Below are 19,476 nucleotides of genomic sequence, written 5' to 3'. Positions count from 1 at the left end.
TGCTTGGTAATATTGGAGACGTTTAGTGAAACGTCTCTACGCATTGGCGTCCTACTTATAACGGAAAAATACATCGATCCTGATTATCCTAAAATCCTTCCTTTCCTGGTTCAAGACAAACACCCCTTCCTTTTTAGCTAAAAGCAAAATATCCTAGAAAAAAAGGCGCCTAATCGGCGCCATACTCTAATATCTAAAATCTCACATCTAATGTCTAGATAGCAGCCCTAGGTCTAAACACTAACTACTAACTACTAAATACTAGTAAGAGTAAGAAAAACTAAAACTCGGCACTATTTTATTCTTTGCACTGGCATCATTGATGTAGCTCAGTTTGCTACCGATACCAATATCGGGCAGTTTATATCGGAAGATATTGAGGTCTGCGGAGAGGCCGATTCCATAGGTTTTAGGGGCGATATCGCTGTCATGTAAGTTTTGGTAGTCTGCGAAGAAGTAACCGTGGAAACGCTTGATATAGGCTAGCGATCCGATTGTCCAATCGGGGTATGCGATGGGAAATCTGTAGTTCAACATTAAGTTATTGGAGACTTTTCCGGACTTAAAATGCCCGAATGCGCTGATCATCGGGATCTCGTAGGAGTTATCAAATCTGCCGGTATTATTCTGGTAATTGAAGCGCGCTTGGAAGGCATGATTGCTGAAAAATCCAGGAAAAAAGAAGTTGGATTTGATTGCAAACAGGTTGCCGTCGAGTTCCTTTTCAAAGGGTAGGTGGCGGTAAATAAGACTGATATTTTGTCCCCAGCGCGGCACCAGATCCATGTTGCTGCGGCGTGCATTGCGATTGAAATAGGCAATGTAATTCATCGGAAGAACAATTTCTTCATTAAAATTCTTTAAATTATTTATGCTCAAATCGTAGTTTTTCTGGTAGGAAGTCCCCACATTGATGCCGAAACTATAGATGTTATTTCCACGATATAGGGAAAAAGGGAGCTGCATTTCGAGCGAATAATAGTGATCGCGATAGTCGAATTGTACAGTTTCGACATTAGGATTTGAGGATTTTGCATAGCCGATTCGTCCTCTATTTTGGTACTTGGCAATAAATTTCGGATAGTATTTTTGATATACAAGCTCGGCTGTATAGAAGCTTTTTTCGAGATCCATATCATATTCGTAGCCTAATTTTAACTGACTTGTATTCATTAAATCGTTCGCTAACCAGAAGATTCCTGGCTTGTAATTGTCGAAATCTTCGAAGTTATTGTCGCTAATACTAAGGCTATGGAAGTTGAAAAAGTCGCTTAGGGTATTGTATTTTTTGACCTCAAAGTCGCCATCTTCTACAGCCAAACTGTTCGAAAACGAACCAGAAATTTGCTTATCTGTCGTTGCCGGAGCCTCGAAAACAGGCTGAATTTCCATCCGATTTTCATCAGTCAATTCCAATTTTGCCAGTCTATATCCATCATTTTGGTACTCATTATAGAGAAGATTTCCATCGCTAGCGAGGGAAGGATAGAAGGCACCAAAGGCAGAATTACTCAATCTATAGGTCTTATTTTCGGCTTTGGAGTAACGGTAAATATTGTCGATTTGGTCGAAATGTGCCTTGAAGATTAAATCATCTCCGGCGTATATTGGGCGTTCAAATTGCTGATTTGACCAGGGGAAAACAAGAGAAGTAGCCTTTGTTTGAAGGTTAATTTCCATCAGATTTGTCCCTTTTTCACTCACTGCAATCGCTACAATCTTATCCTTTTTCTCGCTCAATGCAGGCTGTTGGATCAAGATTCCTGTCGGGAAATCGATAATTTTTGTCTGTTCCTTGGAAATAATATCGATATAAACGAGGCTAGCGGCATTATCTCGATCCACTTGGACTGCGTATATAGCTCCTTTCTCTGCGTCGATTATAGGGCTGTAAAGGCGCGAATTTCGAGAAATGCTCTCCGAACGACCGGTTTTAATATTGTATAATCGAATAATATTATAGGTTTGTTTTCCAAATCTGCCATCCTTTCGGATCTCATCCCAAACGATAAAATCGCCCGATTGGTGGAAATATGGAGTCAGTTGATAGCCAATTTTTAGCAATGTTTTCTCTTTTCCAGCCCTCCATTCTCGGAGTTGGGAGACCTCTTGGGGCGACTGAAAAAGGTAATATGTTGCATCGGATCCGTCCGACTGTGGGAGGAAAAGATGCGAAAAATAACGCTCATTATTGGGTCTGATCTCCGCTTGACTTAGGAGATTTTCGCTGTCTTTCCAGGTCGTTTTGAGCTCCGAAATAGTAGCCTTATAGAGGTCATGACTATTCATGTTTGTTGCCTTCCGAAGTGCTCGATTGAAGTTGTAGGGTCGGAGCAAATGCTTCCTCATATCCTCCATGATTTGCTCCTTCACGGGGTACCCAAAATGGTTCGTCAGGTAGGTGTTCATCAGGTAGCCGGTGAGGTAATATGAGGGAGTGATATCCCGAAAAGAGCCGAGTATGTTTTTGTCGAAAGTATAGCTTTTGCCAGTCATTTCATTCGTTCGAAGTGGCATCAAAAAGGAGGGAAGTCGGCCTCGACCTCCACTTGAAAATTGCGTTTCGATGGAGACGGCATCTCCTTCAAAGTACCAAGCCGGAAGGTGAATTCCATAGAAAGCAAGCGCCAATTGCTCCAAAAATGGCGCGCTCATTCTGCCTGTCAACTTGTCAAATTGTGCTACATGTCGCAACTCGTGTTGTATCAAATTCGGTAACCATTCCTGGTTGTCCGACGCTGGTCCGGGAGTAGAAAAAGCCTCCACCTTTCGTGGTGCCAGCTGTGCAAATCCGTTCTGTTCGATGTGGTTTTCGTGAAGAATAATGGATACCTTCTTTGGTTTTTTGCCTAGATCCTGACTAGCGAAGATAAGCATGCTGTCGATTTTATGGGCTAGGAGAGAGGCTGAGTTTCTGAATTCATGAGGGAAGATCAGCTGGAAATTAGGACGGTTTATCTGCTCCCATTTTACGGATGAATGGGGTTGCTCGTTGTCAATGAGCTGTCCAAAAACTGTTCCTGTATATATGGTTAATGTTATTAATGTTAAATATCTGATAATTATATTCATATGTGTTATGATAATGGCTTAAAACAACGAATGCTAAAAATATTAGTATAAATTCAATATTTATGTTTTATCTATTGTTTTATTTGATGATGTTAATATATTGATTAGTAGTTTTATATATGTTTATTGAAACATATGATTTTATCTTGAAATTTGACTTCGTTTTCCCTTGTAGAGACTTTTTATGCTTATTTAAGCTTGCCTCTTTTACTGTCTAATGGCGTCTAATTTTCGGAAGTGAAATTACGTTTTTTTTATAGTATTCCATCTTTTAGGAAATTTTTTGCCGACTGCCGGAGGCATGGCTGGAAGTAGTCGTCGACTCCACCTGAGTGGTGCAGGGGTATAGCGATTATTTTGCGACGCGGATTTTTTAGGCCGGGAAATTAGACTCAATATTTTTTGGAGAATTTAGCGACACTTGATCAGCTTCGTCGCAGCAAATTATTCGGATATTTTCGTTTTTATTTTTGCTGACATAGTGGCAGTATAGGGGACGGCTGTTATCGCGCTTTTTTCTTGGTTCTAGCCGCCTTGCTACACGTCAGAAATTTAATTATATTTTTCAGGTAAAATAAACGACTTTTGCACAAACGAATTTTTGGCACCAATGTAGGAACGATAAAATAGAGGAAAGGTATGGAAGAATTAGCAATGCTAGTAGCACATGTGGAGCAATTGATTGAGCGCGGAGATCAGGCGGAGCTTGCAGATTATTTAAACGAATTGAACATCTCCGATGTGGAGGAGTTAATTGACGAACTTCCTGAACATGGACCTCTGTTTTTAGAGACCTTAAGTCTCAAAAGAGCCGTTAATGTTTTCCGTATTTTGGACTTCCCAACCCAAGAGCGGATCTTCAAAAAACTTAAGGCTTCTACCATCCGTGAACTCCTTAACGAGATGCCTCCCGATGACCGTACTTCCTTCTTCTCTGAGCTGACTGGCGACGTTGTAAAAAGACTCATTATTCTGTTGACTCCAGAGGAACGAAAAGAAGCACTTTCACTACTCGGCTATCCCGAAGATAGTGTCGGTCGTCTGATGACGCCGGACTACATCACGGTGAAAGAACATTGGACCATGCTGCGTGTCTTGGATCACATCCGTCGGTATGGTGGAGCATCCGAAACGATCGATGTTCTATATGTCATCGATGCGGAGGGAAAGCTGATGGATGACGTCCGGATTAAGGACGTACTTTTGGCGGATCCCGAAACTGTTGTTTCCGACTTGATCGATAACCGACTTATTTCACTTCGTGCAAACGACCCGGCGGAAGAAGCGGTTGCTATCTTCCGGATGAACAATCGTGTCGCCCTCCCGGTTGTCGATGATCGCGACATCATGCTTGGTATCGTTACGATCGATGATATCCTTTGGGTGGCGAACGAAGAGTACTCGGAAGACATGCAACGTATCGGGGGTACCGAGGCTTTAGATGAGCCTTACTTGGACGTCTCGATTTTTCATCTTGTGAAAAAGAGAGCCGGCTGGTTGATCGTCTTATTCCTTGGGCAACTACTAACGGTGACGGTGTTGAATCACTACGAAGATAAATTAACGACGGTACTGGTGATGCTGATGCCGGTGATCATGTCGAGTGGGGGGAACAGCGGATCGCAAGCATCGACGCTGATCATCCAAGCGATGGCGATGGGCGAGGTGACCTTGCGCGATTGGTGGATCGTAATGCGCCGCGAGATTTTGTCGGGTACACTGCTGGGGGTCATCCTGGGTGGGCTCGGGTTTTTCCGTATCTCCGTCGAAGAAGCATTCCGCCATACCTACGGCGACCTTTGGTATCTCTATGGTTGCGCCATAGGATTGTCCTTGGTGGGCGTCGTCCTTTGGGGGTCGCTCGTCGGTTCCATGTTGCCATTCATCTTACGTCGTTTTGGAGCAGACCCTGCTAGCTCCTCGGCTCCTTTCGTATCCACGATTGTCGACGTCACAGGCTTGATTATCTATTTTACTTTTGCAACGCTTATCCTCAAGGATGTGCTGTTTTAATTATTCTGATTGGTTCTGAATAACTTGCAAAAAAATGCATAAAAATATTTGCACATATCGGTCAAACTTCCGATAATTGCATCACCAAAACCGAAAGGGAAGGTTGAATTCCTGAATAGCTCAGTTGGTTAGAGCATCTGACTGTTAATCAGAGGGTCGCTGGTTCGAGCCCAGCTTCAGGAGCAAAACAAAAAAAGACTATCCAAAAGGATGGTCTTTTTTTTTTGTGTTAGATATTAGACATCAGATTTTAGATATTAGAAATGTAGGGCGCCCGGTAGGCGCCTTTTTTTTTTGTTTTTTATCGATTTGTCTTGAACCAGGAAAGGAAGGGGGGCGTTTGTCTTGAACCAGGAAAGGAAGGATTTTAAGATTGGCAAGATCAATGCATTCTTCACCCATAAATTGGACGCCAATGCGTAGAGACATTTCACAAAACGTCTCCAACAATACCAGACCGCTGATCCTGTACTTCATCGCGCACAAAACCCGATCCTGCCAATCCTTACATCCTTCCTTTCCTGGTTCAGAAATAGTATTTAGTAATTAGTACTTAGTATTTAGACCCGATCTTGCCCATCTTTTCATCCTCTTTCCAGCAATACAAGCCATACTCTAATATCTAATGTCTCAAATCTAATGTCTAAAATAATTCCGCATGATTCAGATTTTTTGCTAACAAGGGGCTATCGATATTTGTTTAGGAAAACAAGGTCGATTATGTTATGGAAAATATAGAGAAGAGAATTGCGGCATATGATTGGGGGCAGCTGAGCGATAACTTACATCAGAAAGGATATGCACAGTTGCCATCGCTGCTTACGGCGGAAGAATGCGAGCAATTGAAGTCGGGATATGATAATGCAAGTTTCTATCGCAAGACTATCGTTATGGCTCGTTATCGTTTCGGTTTAGGCGAGTACAAGTATTTCAACTATCCCTTGCCGGATCTGATTCAGCGGATCCGCACAAATGTCTATCCCAAATTGGCGCCTATCGCCAATACTTGGTTCCGCGTCCTCAACCAGGATGTTCAATTTCCGTTAGAACACGCCGAGCTTTTGGCGCGCAGTCATTCGAATGGACAAGAGAAAGCGACAGTGTTGATTTTGAAGTATGCTGCCGGCGGTTTCAATACGCTACATCAGGATCTGTATGGCGATGTTTATTTTCCGATGCAGATGGTATTGATGTTAAGCGAGCCTGAGAAGGATTATGAGGGAGGGGAGTTCGTGCTGACTCAGCAGATACCTCGCGCGCAGTCGAAAGCGATTGTGCTAAAACCTAAAAAAGGCGATGCCTTAATTTTTACAACCAATTTCAAACCCGAGAAAGGAACGAGAGGATATTACCGCGTCAATATGAAGCATGGTGTCAGCGAGCTTCGAAATGGAGAACGCTATAGTTTGGGGATTATTTTTCATGATGCAAGTAGTTAAGCTGTGAAGAAACATGTCGATTTTACCGATAAAGAATTGCGCACAGCCATCCGCAGAGGGTATATTCAATTTGGCGGAAATACTAAGTTGAAAATATACGGGCTCCTAAACTGCTCGTCTGGAAAACGGATGAAGCGAGCAAATTGCGTTTTTTTCGAAACGGAAGAGGAGGCGCTGGCGGAAGGCTATCGCCCATGTGGCAATTGTATGCGGTCTAGCTATCAAAAATGGAAACAGGATGCAGAGAAGGGGAGGCGTGATTGATTTGGGGTGATTTTAAAGCGATTTAAGCAAGTTTGATGATTGAAAGCGGTATTTGTGCTACATATTTGTTGAATTGCGTTAAAACGTCTTAAATGAGGTCTGTTTTGAAATTAATTTTTTCTTTATTCCTGTCTCTTTTATACGCATTTCTTGTCTGCGTATAGGCATGTTGATGCCTTCTTGAAGTAAAAGCTTTTTATCGACCCTTTCAAAGCCCAATCAAACCCGCTTCCGAGCGGGTTTGATTGGGCTCTACATTGGGTTTGAAAGGGCTTTGAAAGGGGACTGAGGGGAATCATACTTGTTAGACTCTCGGATATTATTTGAAGGCTACGTAGGAAGCCATACATAGATTTTTGTGCAAAACGTCGACTTGTTGAAATCCTACCTGCTGTAGCAGGTTCAGTTGGTAGACGAGCGGTCTTGGCGAATCTTCTTTTTCGATATAGGCGAATACATGGTCGCGGTACTCTTCGTCCTTAAGGTCGCTCAGGAAATTGCCGTAGCGCTGCGTGTAAATGATCTCCTGCAGCTTTGGCGTATTTTGCTGAATCATGTCGAAAATCCAGATGCTTCCTCCCGGTTTAAGGAGTTTATAAAGTCGGGCAAAGGCTGTTTCCCAATCCGCATCGTCGCGGAGGTGATGTAATACGGCGGTGGCGATGATAACGTCGTAGCTGTTTTCAACGAGATCCACCGTGCGGAAGTCGCCCTTGAATGTTTTCACTTCTCCGCGGGTTAGTGGGCTTACCCGCTCTTTTGCTTTGTCGAGCATGGGCTGGCTTAAATCGAGTAGGTGTATATTGGGATTGCTTGTTACGCGCGATAATAACTTGACGTCATAGTTGCCCGCGCCACAGCCGATGTCCAGAACGGATGATAGATCGGGGTAGTGCTGCTGTATGCAATCGGTGATCAGGTCGAGGTTGAAGGCGGAGTCTAGCATGGTTGCCTGCCCGGTTTCTAAGTTGGAGAATCTTTCGACATCCTTGTCGAATCTTTCTTCTATTTCCTGTAAGCTGGATTTGTTTTGCATCGCATTTGGGGTTTGTGTAAAGTTCGTGGATTTGTGTGGGATTCAAAATGAGAATTTTTGATGCTTTGTATTTTGTTTATAGACAAAGGGTTATCGGCTTATTTTGTGAGTTTATGGAATTTAAACACATATTTTTTAAAATATTTTTGGGAATTCAAGAGTAAAAGTCTATTTTTGTACCACTTTAAAGGAGAAAGCTAGTTTCTCTTGTTAAATTCCTGAATAGCTCAGTTGGTTAGAGCATCTGACTGTTAATCAGAGGGTCGCTGGTTCGAGCCCAGCTTCAGGAGCAAAAAGTATCACAGCCGACTTCACAGTCGGCTTTTTTTTATTAAAAAAAATACATTCATGAGTTTAGTAATCGTTGGAACCGTAGCGTTCGATGCAATCGAAACCCCTTTCGGAAAAACTGATAAAATTGTTGGTGGTGCTGCTACCTATGCAGGTTTAGCTGCATCCTATTTATGTTCAGATGTGAAGCTTGTTTCGGTGATAGGTGAGGATTTTGGAGATGATAACTTAAATATCATCACCTCAAAAGGAATCGACGTAGAAGGGTTAGAAATTGTTCCTGGTGGGAAATCATTTTTTTGGTCAGGTCGTTACCACAACGATATGAACAGCCGCGATACACTAATCACTGAATTGAATGTATTAGCGGATTTTGACCCTAAGATCCCAGCATCGTATCAAGACTGTGAATATCTTTTATTAGGCAACCTAACACCTGCTGTTCAATTAGCGACCTTAGAGCGCTTAACGAACAAGCCTAAGTTAGTTGTTTTAGATACCATGAACTTTTGGATGGACGTTGCAATGGATGGCTTGAAGGAAGTATTGAAGAAGGTAGATGTATTAACGATTAATGATGCAGAAGCACGCCAACTTTCTGGAGAGTTTTCTTTAGTAAAAGCAGCTGAGAAAATCTTGCAGATGGGACCACAGTACCTGATCATCAAAAAAGGAGAGCATGGCGCTTTATTATTCGGTGAAGGACAAGTCTTCTCTGCGCCGGCATTGCCGTTAGCAGATGTATTTGATCCGACAGGAGCGGGTGATTCTTTTGCAGGTGGTTTTATCGGCTATTTGGCGAAACTGCAATCCATCAACTTTGCAAACATGAAAAATGCAATTATTTTTGGTTCAGCCTTAGCCTCGTTCTGTGTTGAGAAATTTGGTACGGAAAGATTGGAAAATCTAACGTCGGAAGAAATAAAAGCACGTATCCAACAATTCGTTGCTTTATCAAAATTTGAGATAAGCGAATAAGCTTATCTCAAATTTCATTTTTTGTATCCCTCAGAATAGCTATCGAGCAGATAGGAACCTCTTGGGGAAACTTTAATCAAAGATTTTTATTATTATAGCCCTATTGCGCTTCGAATTTGTAGGACGATAGGGTTTTTTTCATGGACTTTCTCGCCACGTGGATTCTTGTTTTAACTGTTCCAATCGGGATTTTCAAGTGATCGGAGATTTCGTGGTATTTGTATCCTTCAAAATACATGGTGAAAGGTACATAATACTCGTCTGATAGCTTCGAAAGTGCATAGTTGATGTCTTCCATAACAAATTTGTTTTCGCCTTTGTTGTTGCTTGCAGACACCACCAGGTTAGTTTGTGAAATTTCTTCTTCCTTGGTAATGAAAGTGTTGGTCTTTACCACCCGACGGTAATTGTTGATAAAGGTGTTTTTCATGATTGTGTACAACCATCCCTTAAGATTCGTTCCGTCTCTAAAATTCTTGAAGTAGGTCACTGCTTTTAGCAATGTATCCTGCACCAAGTCATTTGCGTCATCCTGATCACGAGTGAAGTTACGGGCATAGCTTTTCAATGAGTCGGAATGTTTGATGACAAGTGTGTTAAATTCTAGTTTGTTCATACAATCAGTAGTTTATATATTGTTAAATAGTTAAGTGTCATGTGGAAAATGGTAATTGGATACGATTAAATCGCTAACCATAGTTAATCACCATTTGTACTGATAATATCAATTACTGTGCAGGTAATAGCGAAAAATGTGGAAAAACATCCTATTTCTCGATAAAATTATCGTTTTACGAGAAAAAATAGATGTGATTTTGCGCGGTTTGGAGCGCAAGAAGGATGATTTTTTCTGTTTTTAGGAAGTTGTTTTCAGACTGTGGGAAATGTGGAAAACTTTATAGAATGTTCACTTCACGTTCGAGTTGTACACCGAATTTCGATAAAACATCGTCTACAATTTTGGACGATATTTCATAAATCTGTGCTCCGCTTGCTGCTCCTTTGTTGGTGAGAACCAGGGCTTGATTTTTCCATACAGCAACTTCGCCAACCTCTTTTCCTTTCCATCCACACTGCTCAATCAGCCAGCCTGCGGCTAATTTTTCTTCATCATTTCCCATTGGATAATGCACGATATCAGGGTGTTGTGCCTGGAGGTTGATGAACTGTGTTTTGCTGATAATCGGATTTTTAAAGAAACTGCCGGCATTGCCCACTGTTGATGGATCTGGTAGCTTTTCGACGCGGATATAGGAAACAACCTCCGCAACATCTTTGATCGTTGGTTCCAGGATGTTTCTTTTCGCTAGCTCCGCTTCGATCGCTCCATAACTCGTATTGATCTGCCCGAAAAGAGAAAGCTTGTAAGTTACACTGCAGATAATGTATCGCCCTTTATGCGCTTTCTTAAAGATGCTATCGCGATAGGAGAATTGGCAATCTACATTCGTAAAAGTTACAAATTCGCCAGTGTAGGTGTCGAAGGCGCGGCAAGAATAAAAGATGTGCATCAACTCTGTACCGTAGGCGCCTATGTTTTGAATAGGTGAGGCTCCAACGGTGCCGGGTATAAGTGCAAGGTTTTCCATGCCCGGAAAGTCATGCTTGATACAATACCAAACTAAGTCGTTCCATACTTCGCCGGCGGATGCGGTTACAAAGACTTGGTTGCCTTCGATAAAATGTTGTATCCCCTTATTAGCTATATGGACGATCAGTCCATCATAATCCTCGGTAAACAATACGTTGCTTCCACCACCTAATACAAAGAACTTCTGTTTGAACGCTTCTAGGTCATAAAGTTCCTTCAAACTTGACTCCTCGGTGATTCTAATATATTTATTTGCCTTAGCTTCTATTCCGAACGTATTAAAATCCTTTAAGGAAACAGCTGTTTGAAGGGTGTTTTTCATTTTTTTGACCGATATCTTTAAAAATTCGAAAAAATAAAGTAACTTAGTTAAAGAGTGGTAAAGATAATTAAACCAGCATTTATAAACTAATTTAATTAATAGAATGGCAAAGAACGCTGATGTAAAGAGACAAAAGATTTTAGAAGCTGCGCGCCGCAGGTTTGCACATTTTGGTATGGCAAAGACGACCATGGCGGAGATTGCTCAGGATCTTTCGTTCTCAAAAGCGCTCTTGTACTATTATTTCCCCGATAAAAATAGGTTATATGCCGCTGTGTTAGAATATACAGTCGATGAGATGGTGACCGAGACTGAAAACAGAATTACTAAGTCTAATACCATCGAGGAAGCATTCACTGCATTTCTAGAAACTCGATTGGAAGCCATCAAAGAGAATTACAGTATTTTTGAATATACATACTCCCTACGAAACGAGTTTCCGCCAGATTTGGAAGAGGCTTGTAGTTCCATCATCGACAAGGATATCGAGCAGGTTCAGAAGATATTGGGCCAAGGCGTGGAAAAAGGAGAAATCGTCGTCGATGATCTGCCTGTAACCTCTAAGATTTTCATGATATCGATTTTGGGAATGCGTATCGGTGTAGTCAAAGAGTTCAATAATATCTTCATTCCGCCCACCAAAGAGGAATTTGAATATATCCTTGCTTTACAAAAGAAATTGGCTTCGATTTTTATTCGCGGTCTGCGCCCCTAGTTCAGTTCATTAATCCGCGCGAAAATCATTTGGGCGTGCACTCGGGAGTTTTCAATAAACCATAAGTGCGTATTGAGACCGCCACAGACAACACCTGCCAGAAATAGACCTTCCACATTGGTTTCCATCGTTTCCGGATTATGCTCTGGTATCATTGGTGCCTCTGCCGGGATGTGGATACCGATTTTTCGAAGGAAGTCAAAATTCGGTCTGTAGCCGGTCAAGGCTAAAACAAAATCATTGACGATATTAACCAGACCATCTTCGGTCATAATCTCAACCTGATCTTCACTAATACTTGTGATTTGGCTGTTGAAGTAGGCTTTGATTTCGCCAAAGGCGATTCTATTGTCTATATCCGGTCGAACCCAGTATTTCACTCTTGAGCTAATCTCCGGGCCTCGAACGACCAATGTTACTTTAGCACCTTTTCTATAGGTCTCCAAGGCAGCATCAATCGAGGAATTGCTGGCTCCTACGACAACGACATTTTGCTTCGCATAATAGTGCGGATCATCATAGTAATGCTTCACTTTCGGCAACTCTTCGCCGGGCACATGGAGGTACATCGGGATATCGTAAAAACCAGTAGCGATGATTACATATTTAGCGTGATAGGTTTGTTTAGAACTTTCGACAATAAATAAGCCTTGATCTTTCTGCACAGAAAGTACAGTCTCGAAAAGATGCGTATTCAGATTAAATTTGCTCTCGATACGACGATAATATTCCAAGGCTTCTGCTCTTTTTGGCTTCGGATTAGTCGTCACAAAGGGTGTGTCACCAATTTCTAATCGCTCGGATGTAGAAAAGAAGCTCATATTGACGGGATAGTTATACAGGGAATTGACTAAGCAGCCTTTTTCCAGGATGATGTGGCTCAAACCATTCTTCTGTGCCTCGATTCCGCAGGCGAGGCCGATAGGACCTCCACCGACAATCAGTATATCGTAATAACTATCCATTGATCATTTCTATTTTTTGTGGCTGGATAAGTGCTTCTTTCTCCATGACATCCACGGTAGATTTGTGTAAATCTGCAGATATTTTATTCAAAAATTGTAATTGCTCGGTAATTAATTTCGATTCTGTGGGATCCAATGTTTCCTCGGTCACATCGGGGAAATCGCTGACTTCCACAAACTCGGGTTGATCCTGATCATCCGTGAGCAATACAATGGATTTTGCCAAATTGTTCAGTATCTTTTTCAGTAGAAGTAAATGTTCTTTCGTGTAGTTTGCATTCATCGCTTGTTGCAATTGTGTTAGCAACGTAGCCCCATAGGAAGATAGAATATGGTTGAGGATAACAAATCTGTTGACTTCTTTGGTGCTCTTCTGGCGCCATTTAGGTTCGGAGAGCATACGTTGGAAGGTGGACCCCATATTGGCGGAAGCAATGTAGACTTCTTTGCGAGAGAGTTTATATTCCGTGATATTGACCGTTTCGTCGGATAGGAGCCGAACCGCAATAGCAAGGTAATTATAATTTGCGATCAACAATTGGCGCATATTCGGGCGTATCTGGAAGCTCTCCCAATTCGGAAACACCACATAGCTGGATATAAAAGCGATCATGCCGCCCAGAAAGGTGTCAAAGATTCTTTCCTTAGCGATTTCAAAGGTATTATGTCCGGTGAAGCTCAACATGATCAATACGTAGGGCGTCATAAAGAGTACCGCGACAATATAATTCACCCGGAAAAGACTGTAGGCCGTCAGAAAGAAAAAGATCAGCAGAATAAAAAGCGCGATTTCGTTATGCACGGTCATCAAAATAATGGCGCCGATAATACCGCCAATGACCGTACCTAATAACCTTTGGAAGTTTCGTTCCTTGGTCAAGCCAAATCCTGGTTTAAGGATCACCATGATCGTCAGCAACACCCAATAGCTTCCCATGCTGCCCACGTTAAACCAGTTCATGCTTAGCACCAAATAGGTAACTGCCATCACCACCGCCATCCGCAATGCATGGCGGAAAATAGACGAGTTGAACGATAAGTTGTCCCTTAATTTGCTCCAAACAATATGCTCCGTTTGGATAAACTTGTTCGCTTCATCAATCTCTTGTTTATTGACGCTATTCGATCGGATCGCATTGTAATTATAGATATTATGGATAAAAATCGTAATGCTGCGAATGCTGATCAAGATCTTTTTCAAGGGGATACTATTGATGTTCTCTTTCTGTTCGACTTCGTCGATCAGTTCCTTAATGCTGTCTATATCGTCTTGAAAGTTATATAGTGGTTTTGGAGCACGGTTCGCATTTAATTGATAGGCCAAATGATCTAATTCGTTTGCGATTTTGAGGAGCAGGTTCCTGAATTCCTTCAATATCCCCGTATGCGAATAGGTTTTGCGGATGACCTCATAGTCGTAATGTGTGGTCATACTTTGCTCAAATAGATCGACGATATCATTAAAGATAAGCGTTAGGAATCGCCCTACCTTGGTAGTGTCCTTAATGGATCGCTTGCTTTGGAAAAGTAAGTCGCGCACATTCTCCTGATGTTCATGGACCTCAATCTGCTTTTCGATAAGCTTACGGTAATTGTCATCCAGATCGACTTTATGGTCGTAGAAATTAGCTCGGAGTCGAATAAAGTCGCCTACAAATCGGATAGATTCAGAGAGTTCCTGCTGCGCTAGACGATAGGGGCGGACCTGTGATAAAGAAAAACTGATCAGCATATACCATACGGCACCGATAATGAAGAACAGCAGAAAATACATTTCATCCTTGAACGTATAGGCATCATCCACATTGATGAGCATGATCAGGATACCCATGGATCCGACGGTCGCTGCTCGGGCGTTGAACACTGCGAACATGGAATACAGGAAACATAACAGCCCAATAACCAACGTCATGATCCAAATATTAGAATTGGATGCTACCGTAATAAGCTGCGTTAGGATGCACACGATGAGACATGAAATCATACCCGTGCGCCGATGTGAAGGCGCTCCTGGTGTGTCGGAAAGACCGATTAATAAGGCACCTAAGGAAATGAAAGTTCCCATGAGAAACTCGCCAAATGCCGCTGATATAATAATCGGAACCACACAGCCTATTGTGATGCGCAAGCCATCAGCAAAATATTGACTATAGAAAAAGTTGCTTATTTCCTTTGTTTTCTTCATCGTAATACGACAAATATAAGGAAGGAATCCTGATTCAAAGGTTTTTAGCCAAGTAATTTTTTAAGTCCAAGATTTTCGTAAATTAAAATTGAAAAGAAATAACATTTACTGAAATATCAACATATGTTTGAATGGAATATTAAAATTGTAAATAAATAACCTTTTTTATATAAAAATTATATATTTGTAATTCACTGACCATCCTCAGGGAATATCTATAAAATTACTTTTGTTTTAATTATGAGATTAAGCCAGAAAAAAGCAGCTTTTCAAAACGAGGTGCTGACGCGTTTCGATTTGTATAAAAGTTTGTTTCTTACATTGCCGTTCCAACGTGTGAAACACACGGGGACTATTCTTCCATTCTTTACAACCCATTGTGAAAAGGGTGTGGAAGAGAAGTTAACTCCCGAAGCGATAATCGATAGTTTTTTCGGTCAATATGAACAATATGTTCAAGAAGATGATCGCTTAGATCTATTATTCCGTATTGTGCAATATATTGAGCGCCAAGTGGTATTGTTCGATGCTGTGGAAGACTCGGCATTTAAGGCCGTTGGTAAATCTGATGAAACTGCTGGTTTGGATTCCGTGTTCCGATTAGCACAATCGAATCCGGAGACGAAGAAACAAGTGATTCAGCGTCTAAAAGACATGTCGGTGCGCCTGGTACTTACGGCTCACCCTACGCAATTCTATCCAGGACCTGTATTATCGATCATCAACGACCTGATAGAGTTGTTGAAGCTAAATGATATCCCTAATATTCACTTACTGTTGCAACAGTTGGGTAAAACTCCATTCATCAATAAATTGAAGCCAACACCGGTAGACGAGGCGATCAGTTTAGCTTGGTATCTGGAGAATGTATTCTATCGTGTGTCTTCGGAGATACAGTCGAAGATTGATGACGAATTGGAAATATCAAGCGCGGAGACCAGTCAGATTGTTGAGCTTGGTTTCTGGCCAGGTGGAGATCGTGATGGCAATCCGAATGTAACCTGGGAAAGCACGAAGCGCGTGGCAACCCTGCTTCGCACGATTCTTTTCCGTTGTTACTACCGTGACTTCAGAATCGTAAAACGTAGAATTACCTTCCGTGGCGTGGAGACCTATCTGGATGCACTGCAGGAGCTATTATATGAAAACAGTTTCAACCCGAAGGAAAATCCGGAGGATATAACAGACGAGATCCTGTTCAACCTGAAAGAGGTTAAACGCGTGCTCCTAGAAACGCACGATGGACTATTTGTAGAGATTGTGGAGGATTTGATCCGTAAGGTGCAAACCTTTGGCTGTTTCTTTACGACATTGGATATTCGCCAGGATAGCAGCGTGCTGCGTGAGACCTTCAATTGGTTGCTGACACAATATCCAAAAGAAACAGGAATTGATATCAAAGAAATCGGCGATGATGAGGATGCAAAGGAGCAAGCAATTGCTTTTACAGAGAAAGACCTTGCGATAGCGGATGTTCCGGCGCCTTTAGTCGAGGATACACTAAAAGTGATTCGCCTAATCAAGCAGATCCAAGAGTCTGGATCGGAGCGCGCGGTTCAACGATTTATCATTTCAAATTGCCAGCAGGCTTCTGATATACTTGGTTTAATGCAGCTCTTCCTATGGCAAGGCTGGTCGAAAAAGGACTTGACGATGGACTTTGTGCCATTGTTCGAGACGGTTGATGATCTCTCTCGCGCTGCGGATGTGATGCGAAGCCTATATTCAAATAAGGCGTATGCCGCGCATTTGAAGAAACGCGGAAATAAGCAAACCATCATGTTGGGCTTTTCAGACAGTACCAAAGACGGTGGCTATTTAATGGCAAACTGGTCTATCTATAGAGCGAAGATCGAACTAACCGCTATTTCCAGAGAGTTCGATGTTGATTTGGTATTCTTTGACGGGCGTGGTGGCCCCCCGGCGCGTGGTGGTGGTAAAACACAACGCTTCTACGCTTCTATGGGTAAGGAAATTGAAAACAACCATATCCAATTGACTATTCAGGGACAGACAATCAGCTCGCAATACGGTTCCTTAGATACTGCGAAGTATAACATCGAGCAGTTATTGCACGCGGGAATTGTTTCCGATCTACGTCAGAAAGAAGGCGATACATTGACGGCGAAGCAAAAGAAGGTGATCGATCAGATGGCTGCTGAAAGTCACAAGAAGTTTTTGTCGTTGAGAAAGCATCCGAAGTTTTTAAAATATCTTGAGACGTTGAGTCCTTTGAAGAGTTTGGCATCGATTAATATCAGCAGTCGCCCGGTAAAACGTAATTCGGATAAAGAATTACGCTTAGAAGACTTGAGAGCGATCAGTTTCGTAACTGCTTGGAGTCAGTTAAAACAAAATATTCCAGGATTCTACGGGGTGGGAACTGCTTTACAGTGGGCCGAGGATAACAACATGTGGTCTTATGTGAAAAATCTATACGAGACCTCTGGGATGTTCAATACCATTATTGACAACTGTATGATGTCCATGACCAAGTCTAACTTCAATATCACCTCCTATATGCAGGATGATCCTGAGTTCGGTGAATTCTGGAGAATGTTGAAAGACGAGTTTGATCGTACGAAGGAATATTTACTGAAACTGACGGGGATGACTGAGTTGATGGAAAATTATCCCGTAGAGAAAGCTTCCATTTGCGAACGTGAGAAGATCATTCTTCCTTTATTAATTATTCAGCATTACGCGATCCGAAAATTGGAAAGCAATAAATTGGATGATAAAAAAGCGGACGTTTATCGGAAATTAATCGGTCGAACCATCTACGGTGTTGTCAATGCGGGACGTAATTTGGCATAGAATGATTTTGAATTGCATGAAAATAGGAATTTATACGTCTTAATAGCGATATTTTTTTATTTTTGTGTGTTTTTAAAATATTATAAAGCGATGAAATTAAATACATTATTTGTTGCAGCAGTTTTAGCAAGTACTTCATTGTCATCTTGCGTGTTTAAAACCGCAGATGAGAACCAATTGAAATATACACATACGACATTGGTTGATGGTGATGCTTATGCTTTTTTCAGACAGGTAGGAACCATCGCTCCTTATGAGGCTTCCTATTCTAAACATGTTGAAACTGTAGGGTCAGCGCAAGCCAAAGAGGTTGCAGGAAAAGTAGCAAAGGTTTTCGGAGAGATGTTGCCACAACTAGACTCATTAGCAACGAAATTCCACGTAGATTTCCCAATCCTAGGTGCTGAGCAATATACTGCGCCTTCGGAAGCAACGACTACTGTAGCAGTAGAAGAGGATACCGCAACGCCAGACTCAGTTGCAGCAGCAGCGCCGGTTGAGCTTGCTCGCCACGCTGAGGTTTACTCGGATGAAGCTTATTTACACCACATCCAACACCAAATTGCAGTGGTTAAAGAGCACTTCAGAAGAATGTCACGCAATACAAACAAAGAATTAAGAGATTACGCCGTAGCAAAATCTGAAACTATCGCTGAGCTTTACAAAGCAGCAGGTGGTAAAGAAGAGCACGCGCATCACTAAGCATATTGCCTATGCTGAATCAGCAAATAATAACAGGTATAATGTCGTATGGAATGTCCGGAAGGATATTCCATGCGCCGTTTATAGGGGCCAACCCTCGCTTCAAATTGAAAGCTGTAGTCGAAAGATCCAAGAAAAACGCACAGCTTGATTACCCCGATATCATCAGTTATAATTCCATCGATGAGCTGCTCAACGATCCGGAAATTGAACTGGTGGTGGTCAATACTCCCAACGATACGCATGTCGCATTTGCCGAGAAGGCTTTGAAAGCTGGCAAGCATGTCTTGATCGAAAAACCAGTAGCCCCTACAGCAAGGGAAGCCGCCATGCTATTTGAACTTGCTGAAGAATACGGGAAACTACTCCTTCCATATCATAATCGTCGCTTTGATTCGGATTATCAATCCCTAAAGAAAATAATTCAAGAAGAAAGTGTAGGCCGTCCGATAGAGCTTCATATCCGTTTTGATAGGTTTAAACCTAGTATCGGTGTCAAAGCCTTCAAAGAGAAGAAACAACCTGCCTCGGGTATACTGTACGACTTAGGGTCTCATTTACTAGACCAGGTGATTGCTCTGTTCGGAAGACCTAAGTCCATGACGAAGATCAAGGGCACCTTCCGTGAGAACTCGTTAGTGGATGATTATGGAAGCATTATCTTAAATTATTCCGGTGGACTAAATGTATTTATTACGACTAGTCTTTTGGTGGCTAATCCGCAGGCAAGCTTTGTGCTCCATGGCACAAAAGGAAGCTTTGTCAAAGATCGCACGGATACACAAGAATCACAACTATTAGCAGGCAAGTCGCCACTCGAAGCAGACTTCGGCCTGGAACCAGAAAACAAAGAAGGACTTTTAACTTTTGAGAACGACTTAAAAGAGCTTCAAACAGCATTAATTCCTTCGGAAAGAGGGCTGTATATGTCCTTATTTGATGAAGTCTATGAGGCTATTCGAAATAACAAGCCTTACTTTGTGAATAAAGATCAAATAATTTGGCAATTAGAAGTACTAGAACCTAGTAAATACTATTTAATATTAAGTTTACATACAGTTAATTTAGGATAACTAAAATTGTCGT

General features: G+C 41.9%; 14 protein-coding genes and 2 tRNA genes. 10 read left to right on the top strand and 6 right to left on the bottom strand.

What is annotated here, in order from left to right:
* Positions 1–261: 261 nt before the first annotated feature.
* Entirely contained in the window at positions 262–3,072 is a 2,811-nt protein-coding gene (locus QYC40_RS11580; protein WP_301990397.1) for a hypothetical protein, read from the bottom strand.
* A gap of 639 nt (positions 3,073–3,711) precedes the next feature.
* Between QYC40_RS11580 and mgtE the strand changes: the two genes are divergently transcribed.
* The 4 genes from mgtE to QYC40_RS11560 all read left to right on the top strand — a co-directional run bounded on the left by mgtE (position 3,712) and on the right by QYC40_RS11560 (position 6,788).
* Positions 3,712–5,085, top strand: coding sequence for a magnesium transporter (mgtE, locus tag QYC40_RS11575; protein WP_301990396.1), 1,374 nt, complete (start codon positions 3,712–3,714; stop codon positions 5,083–5,085).
* A gap of 109 nt (positions 5,086–5,194) precedes the next feature.
* Positions 5,195–5,268: transfer RNA gene (locus QYC40_RS11570), tRNA-Asn, on the top strand.
* Positions 5,269–5,810: 542 nt separating this feature from the next.
* Complete coding sequence (locus QYC40_RS11565) at positions 5,811–6,524, top strand: 2OG-Fe(II) oxygenase (protein ID WP_301990395.1); 714 nt, start codon at positions 5,811–5,813, stop codon at positions 6,522–6,524.
* A gap of 3 nt (positions 6,525–6,527) precedes the next feature.
* Positions 6,528–6,788: an Ada metal-binding domain-containing protein gene (locus QYC40_RS11560; protein WP_301990394.1), complete on the top strand. Its 261-nt coding sequence runs from the start codon at positions 6,528–6,530 to the stop codon at positions 6,786–6,788.
* Positions 6,789–7,107: 319 nt separating this feature from the next.
* Here QYC40_RS11560 and QYC40_RS11555 read toward each other — a convergent pair whose 3' ends face one another.
* The gene (locus QYC40_RS11555; protein ID WP_301990393.1) at positions 7,108–7,824 is read right to left on the bottom strand and encodes a class I SAM-dependent methyltransferase; all 717 of its coding nucleotides are present in this window, start codon (positions 7,822–7,824) and stop codon (positions 7,108–7,110) included.
* 216 nt (positions 7,825–8,040) lie between these two features.
* Here QYC40_RS11555 and QYC40_RS11550 point away from each other — a divergent pair.
* Positions 8,041–8,114, top strand: a tRNA-Asn gene (locus tag QYC40_RS11550).
* A gap of 58 nt (positions 8,115–8,172) precedes the next feature.
* On the top strand, positions 8,173–9,093 hold the full coding sequence (locus QYC40_RS11545; protein WP_301990392.1) for a PfkB family carbohydrate kinase: 921 nt from the start codon (positions 8,173–8,175) through the stop codon (positions 9,091–9,093).
* Positions 9,094–9,193: 100 nt separating this feature from the next.
* On the opposite strand, the gene QYC40_RS11540 is transcribed toward QYC40_RS11545, so the two are convergent.
* The gene (locus QYC40_RS11540; RefSeq protein ID WP_301990391.1) at positions 9,194–9,709 is read right to left on the bottom strand and encodes an RNA polymerase sigma factor; all 516 of its coding nucleotides are present in this window, start codon (positions 9,707–9,709) and stop codon (positions 9,194–9,196) included.
* A gap of 280 nt (positions 9,710–9,989) precedes the next feature.
* Positions 9,990–11,006, bottom strand: coding sequence for a UDP-N-acetylmuramate dehydrogenase (gene murB, locus QYC40_RS11535; RefSeq protein WP_301990390.1), 1,017 nt, complete (start codon positions 11,004–11,006; stop codon positions 9,990–9,992).
* A 103-nt stretch (positions 11,007–11,109) separates the two neighbouring features.
* Here murB and QYC40_RS11530 point away from each other — a divergent pair, with 103 nt between their 5' ends.
* Complete coding sequence (locus QYC40_RS11530) at positions 11,110–11,721, top strand: TetR/AcrR family transcriptional regulator (protein WP_301990389.1); 612 nt, start codon at positions 11,110–11,112, stop codon at positions 11,719–11,721.
* Here QYC40_RS11530 and QYC40_RS11525 read toward each other — a convergent pair.
* Positions 11,718–12,686, bottom strand: a complete 969-nt coding sequence (locus QYC40_RS11525; RefSeq protein ID WP_301990388.1) for a YpdA family putative bacillithiol disulfide reductase — start codon at positions 12,684–12,686, stop codon at positions 11,718–11,720. The genes QYC40_RS11530 and QYC40_RS11525 overlap by 4 nt on opposite strands.
* Positions 12,679–14,871, bottom strand: a complete 2,193-nt coding sequence (locus QYC40_RS11520; RefSeq protein WP_301990387.1) for an FUSC family membrane protein — start codon at positions 14,869–14,871, stop codon at positions 12,679–12,681. Before QYC40_RS11520 ends, QYC40_RS11525 begins: the two co-directional genes overlap by 8 nt.
* 240 nt (positions 14,872–15,111) lie before the next feature.
* Between QYC40_RS11520 and QYC40_RS11515 the strand changes: the two genes are divergently transcribed.
* The 3 genes from QYC40_RS11515 (at position 15,112) to QYC40_RS11505 (ending at position 19,463) form a co-directional block, all read left to right on the top strand.
* Positions 15,112–17,688, top strand: a complete 2,577-nt coding sequence (locus tag QYC40_RS11515; protein ID WP_301990386.1) for a phosphoenolpyruvate carboxylase — start codon at positions 15,112–15,114, stop codon at positions 17,686–17,688.
* A 90-nt stretch (positions 17,689–17,778) separates the two neighbouring features.
* Entirely contained in the window at positions 17,779–18,390 is a 612-nt protein-coding gene (locus QYC40_RS11510) for a hypothetical protein (RefSeq protein WP_301990385.1), read from the top strand.
* A gap of 11 nt (positions 18,391–18,401) precedes the next feature.
* A complete protein-coding gene (locus QYC40_RS11505) occupies positions 18,402–19,463 on the top strand; it encodes a Gfo/Idh/MocA family oxidoreductase (RefSeq protein ID WP_301990384.1) in 1,062 nt (353 codons plus the stop codon).
* Positions 19,464–19,476 lie beyond the last annotated feature (13 nt).

Origin of the sequence: Sphingobacterium sp. BN32 (genome assembly GCF_030503615.1) — a bacterium.
Lineage (GTDB): Bacteria > Bacteroidota > Bacteroidia > Sphingobacteriales > Sphingobacteriaceae > Sphingobacterium.
This window is presented reverse-complemented; position numbering and strand designations above follow the sequence as displayed.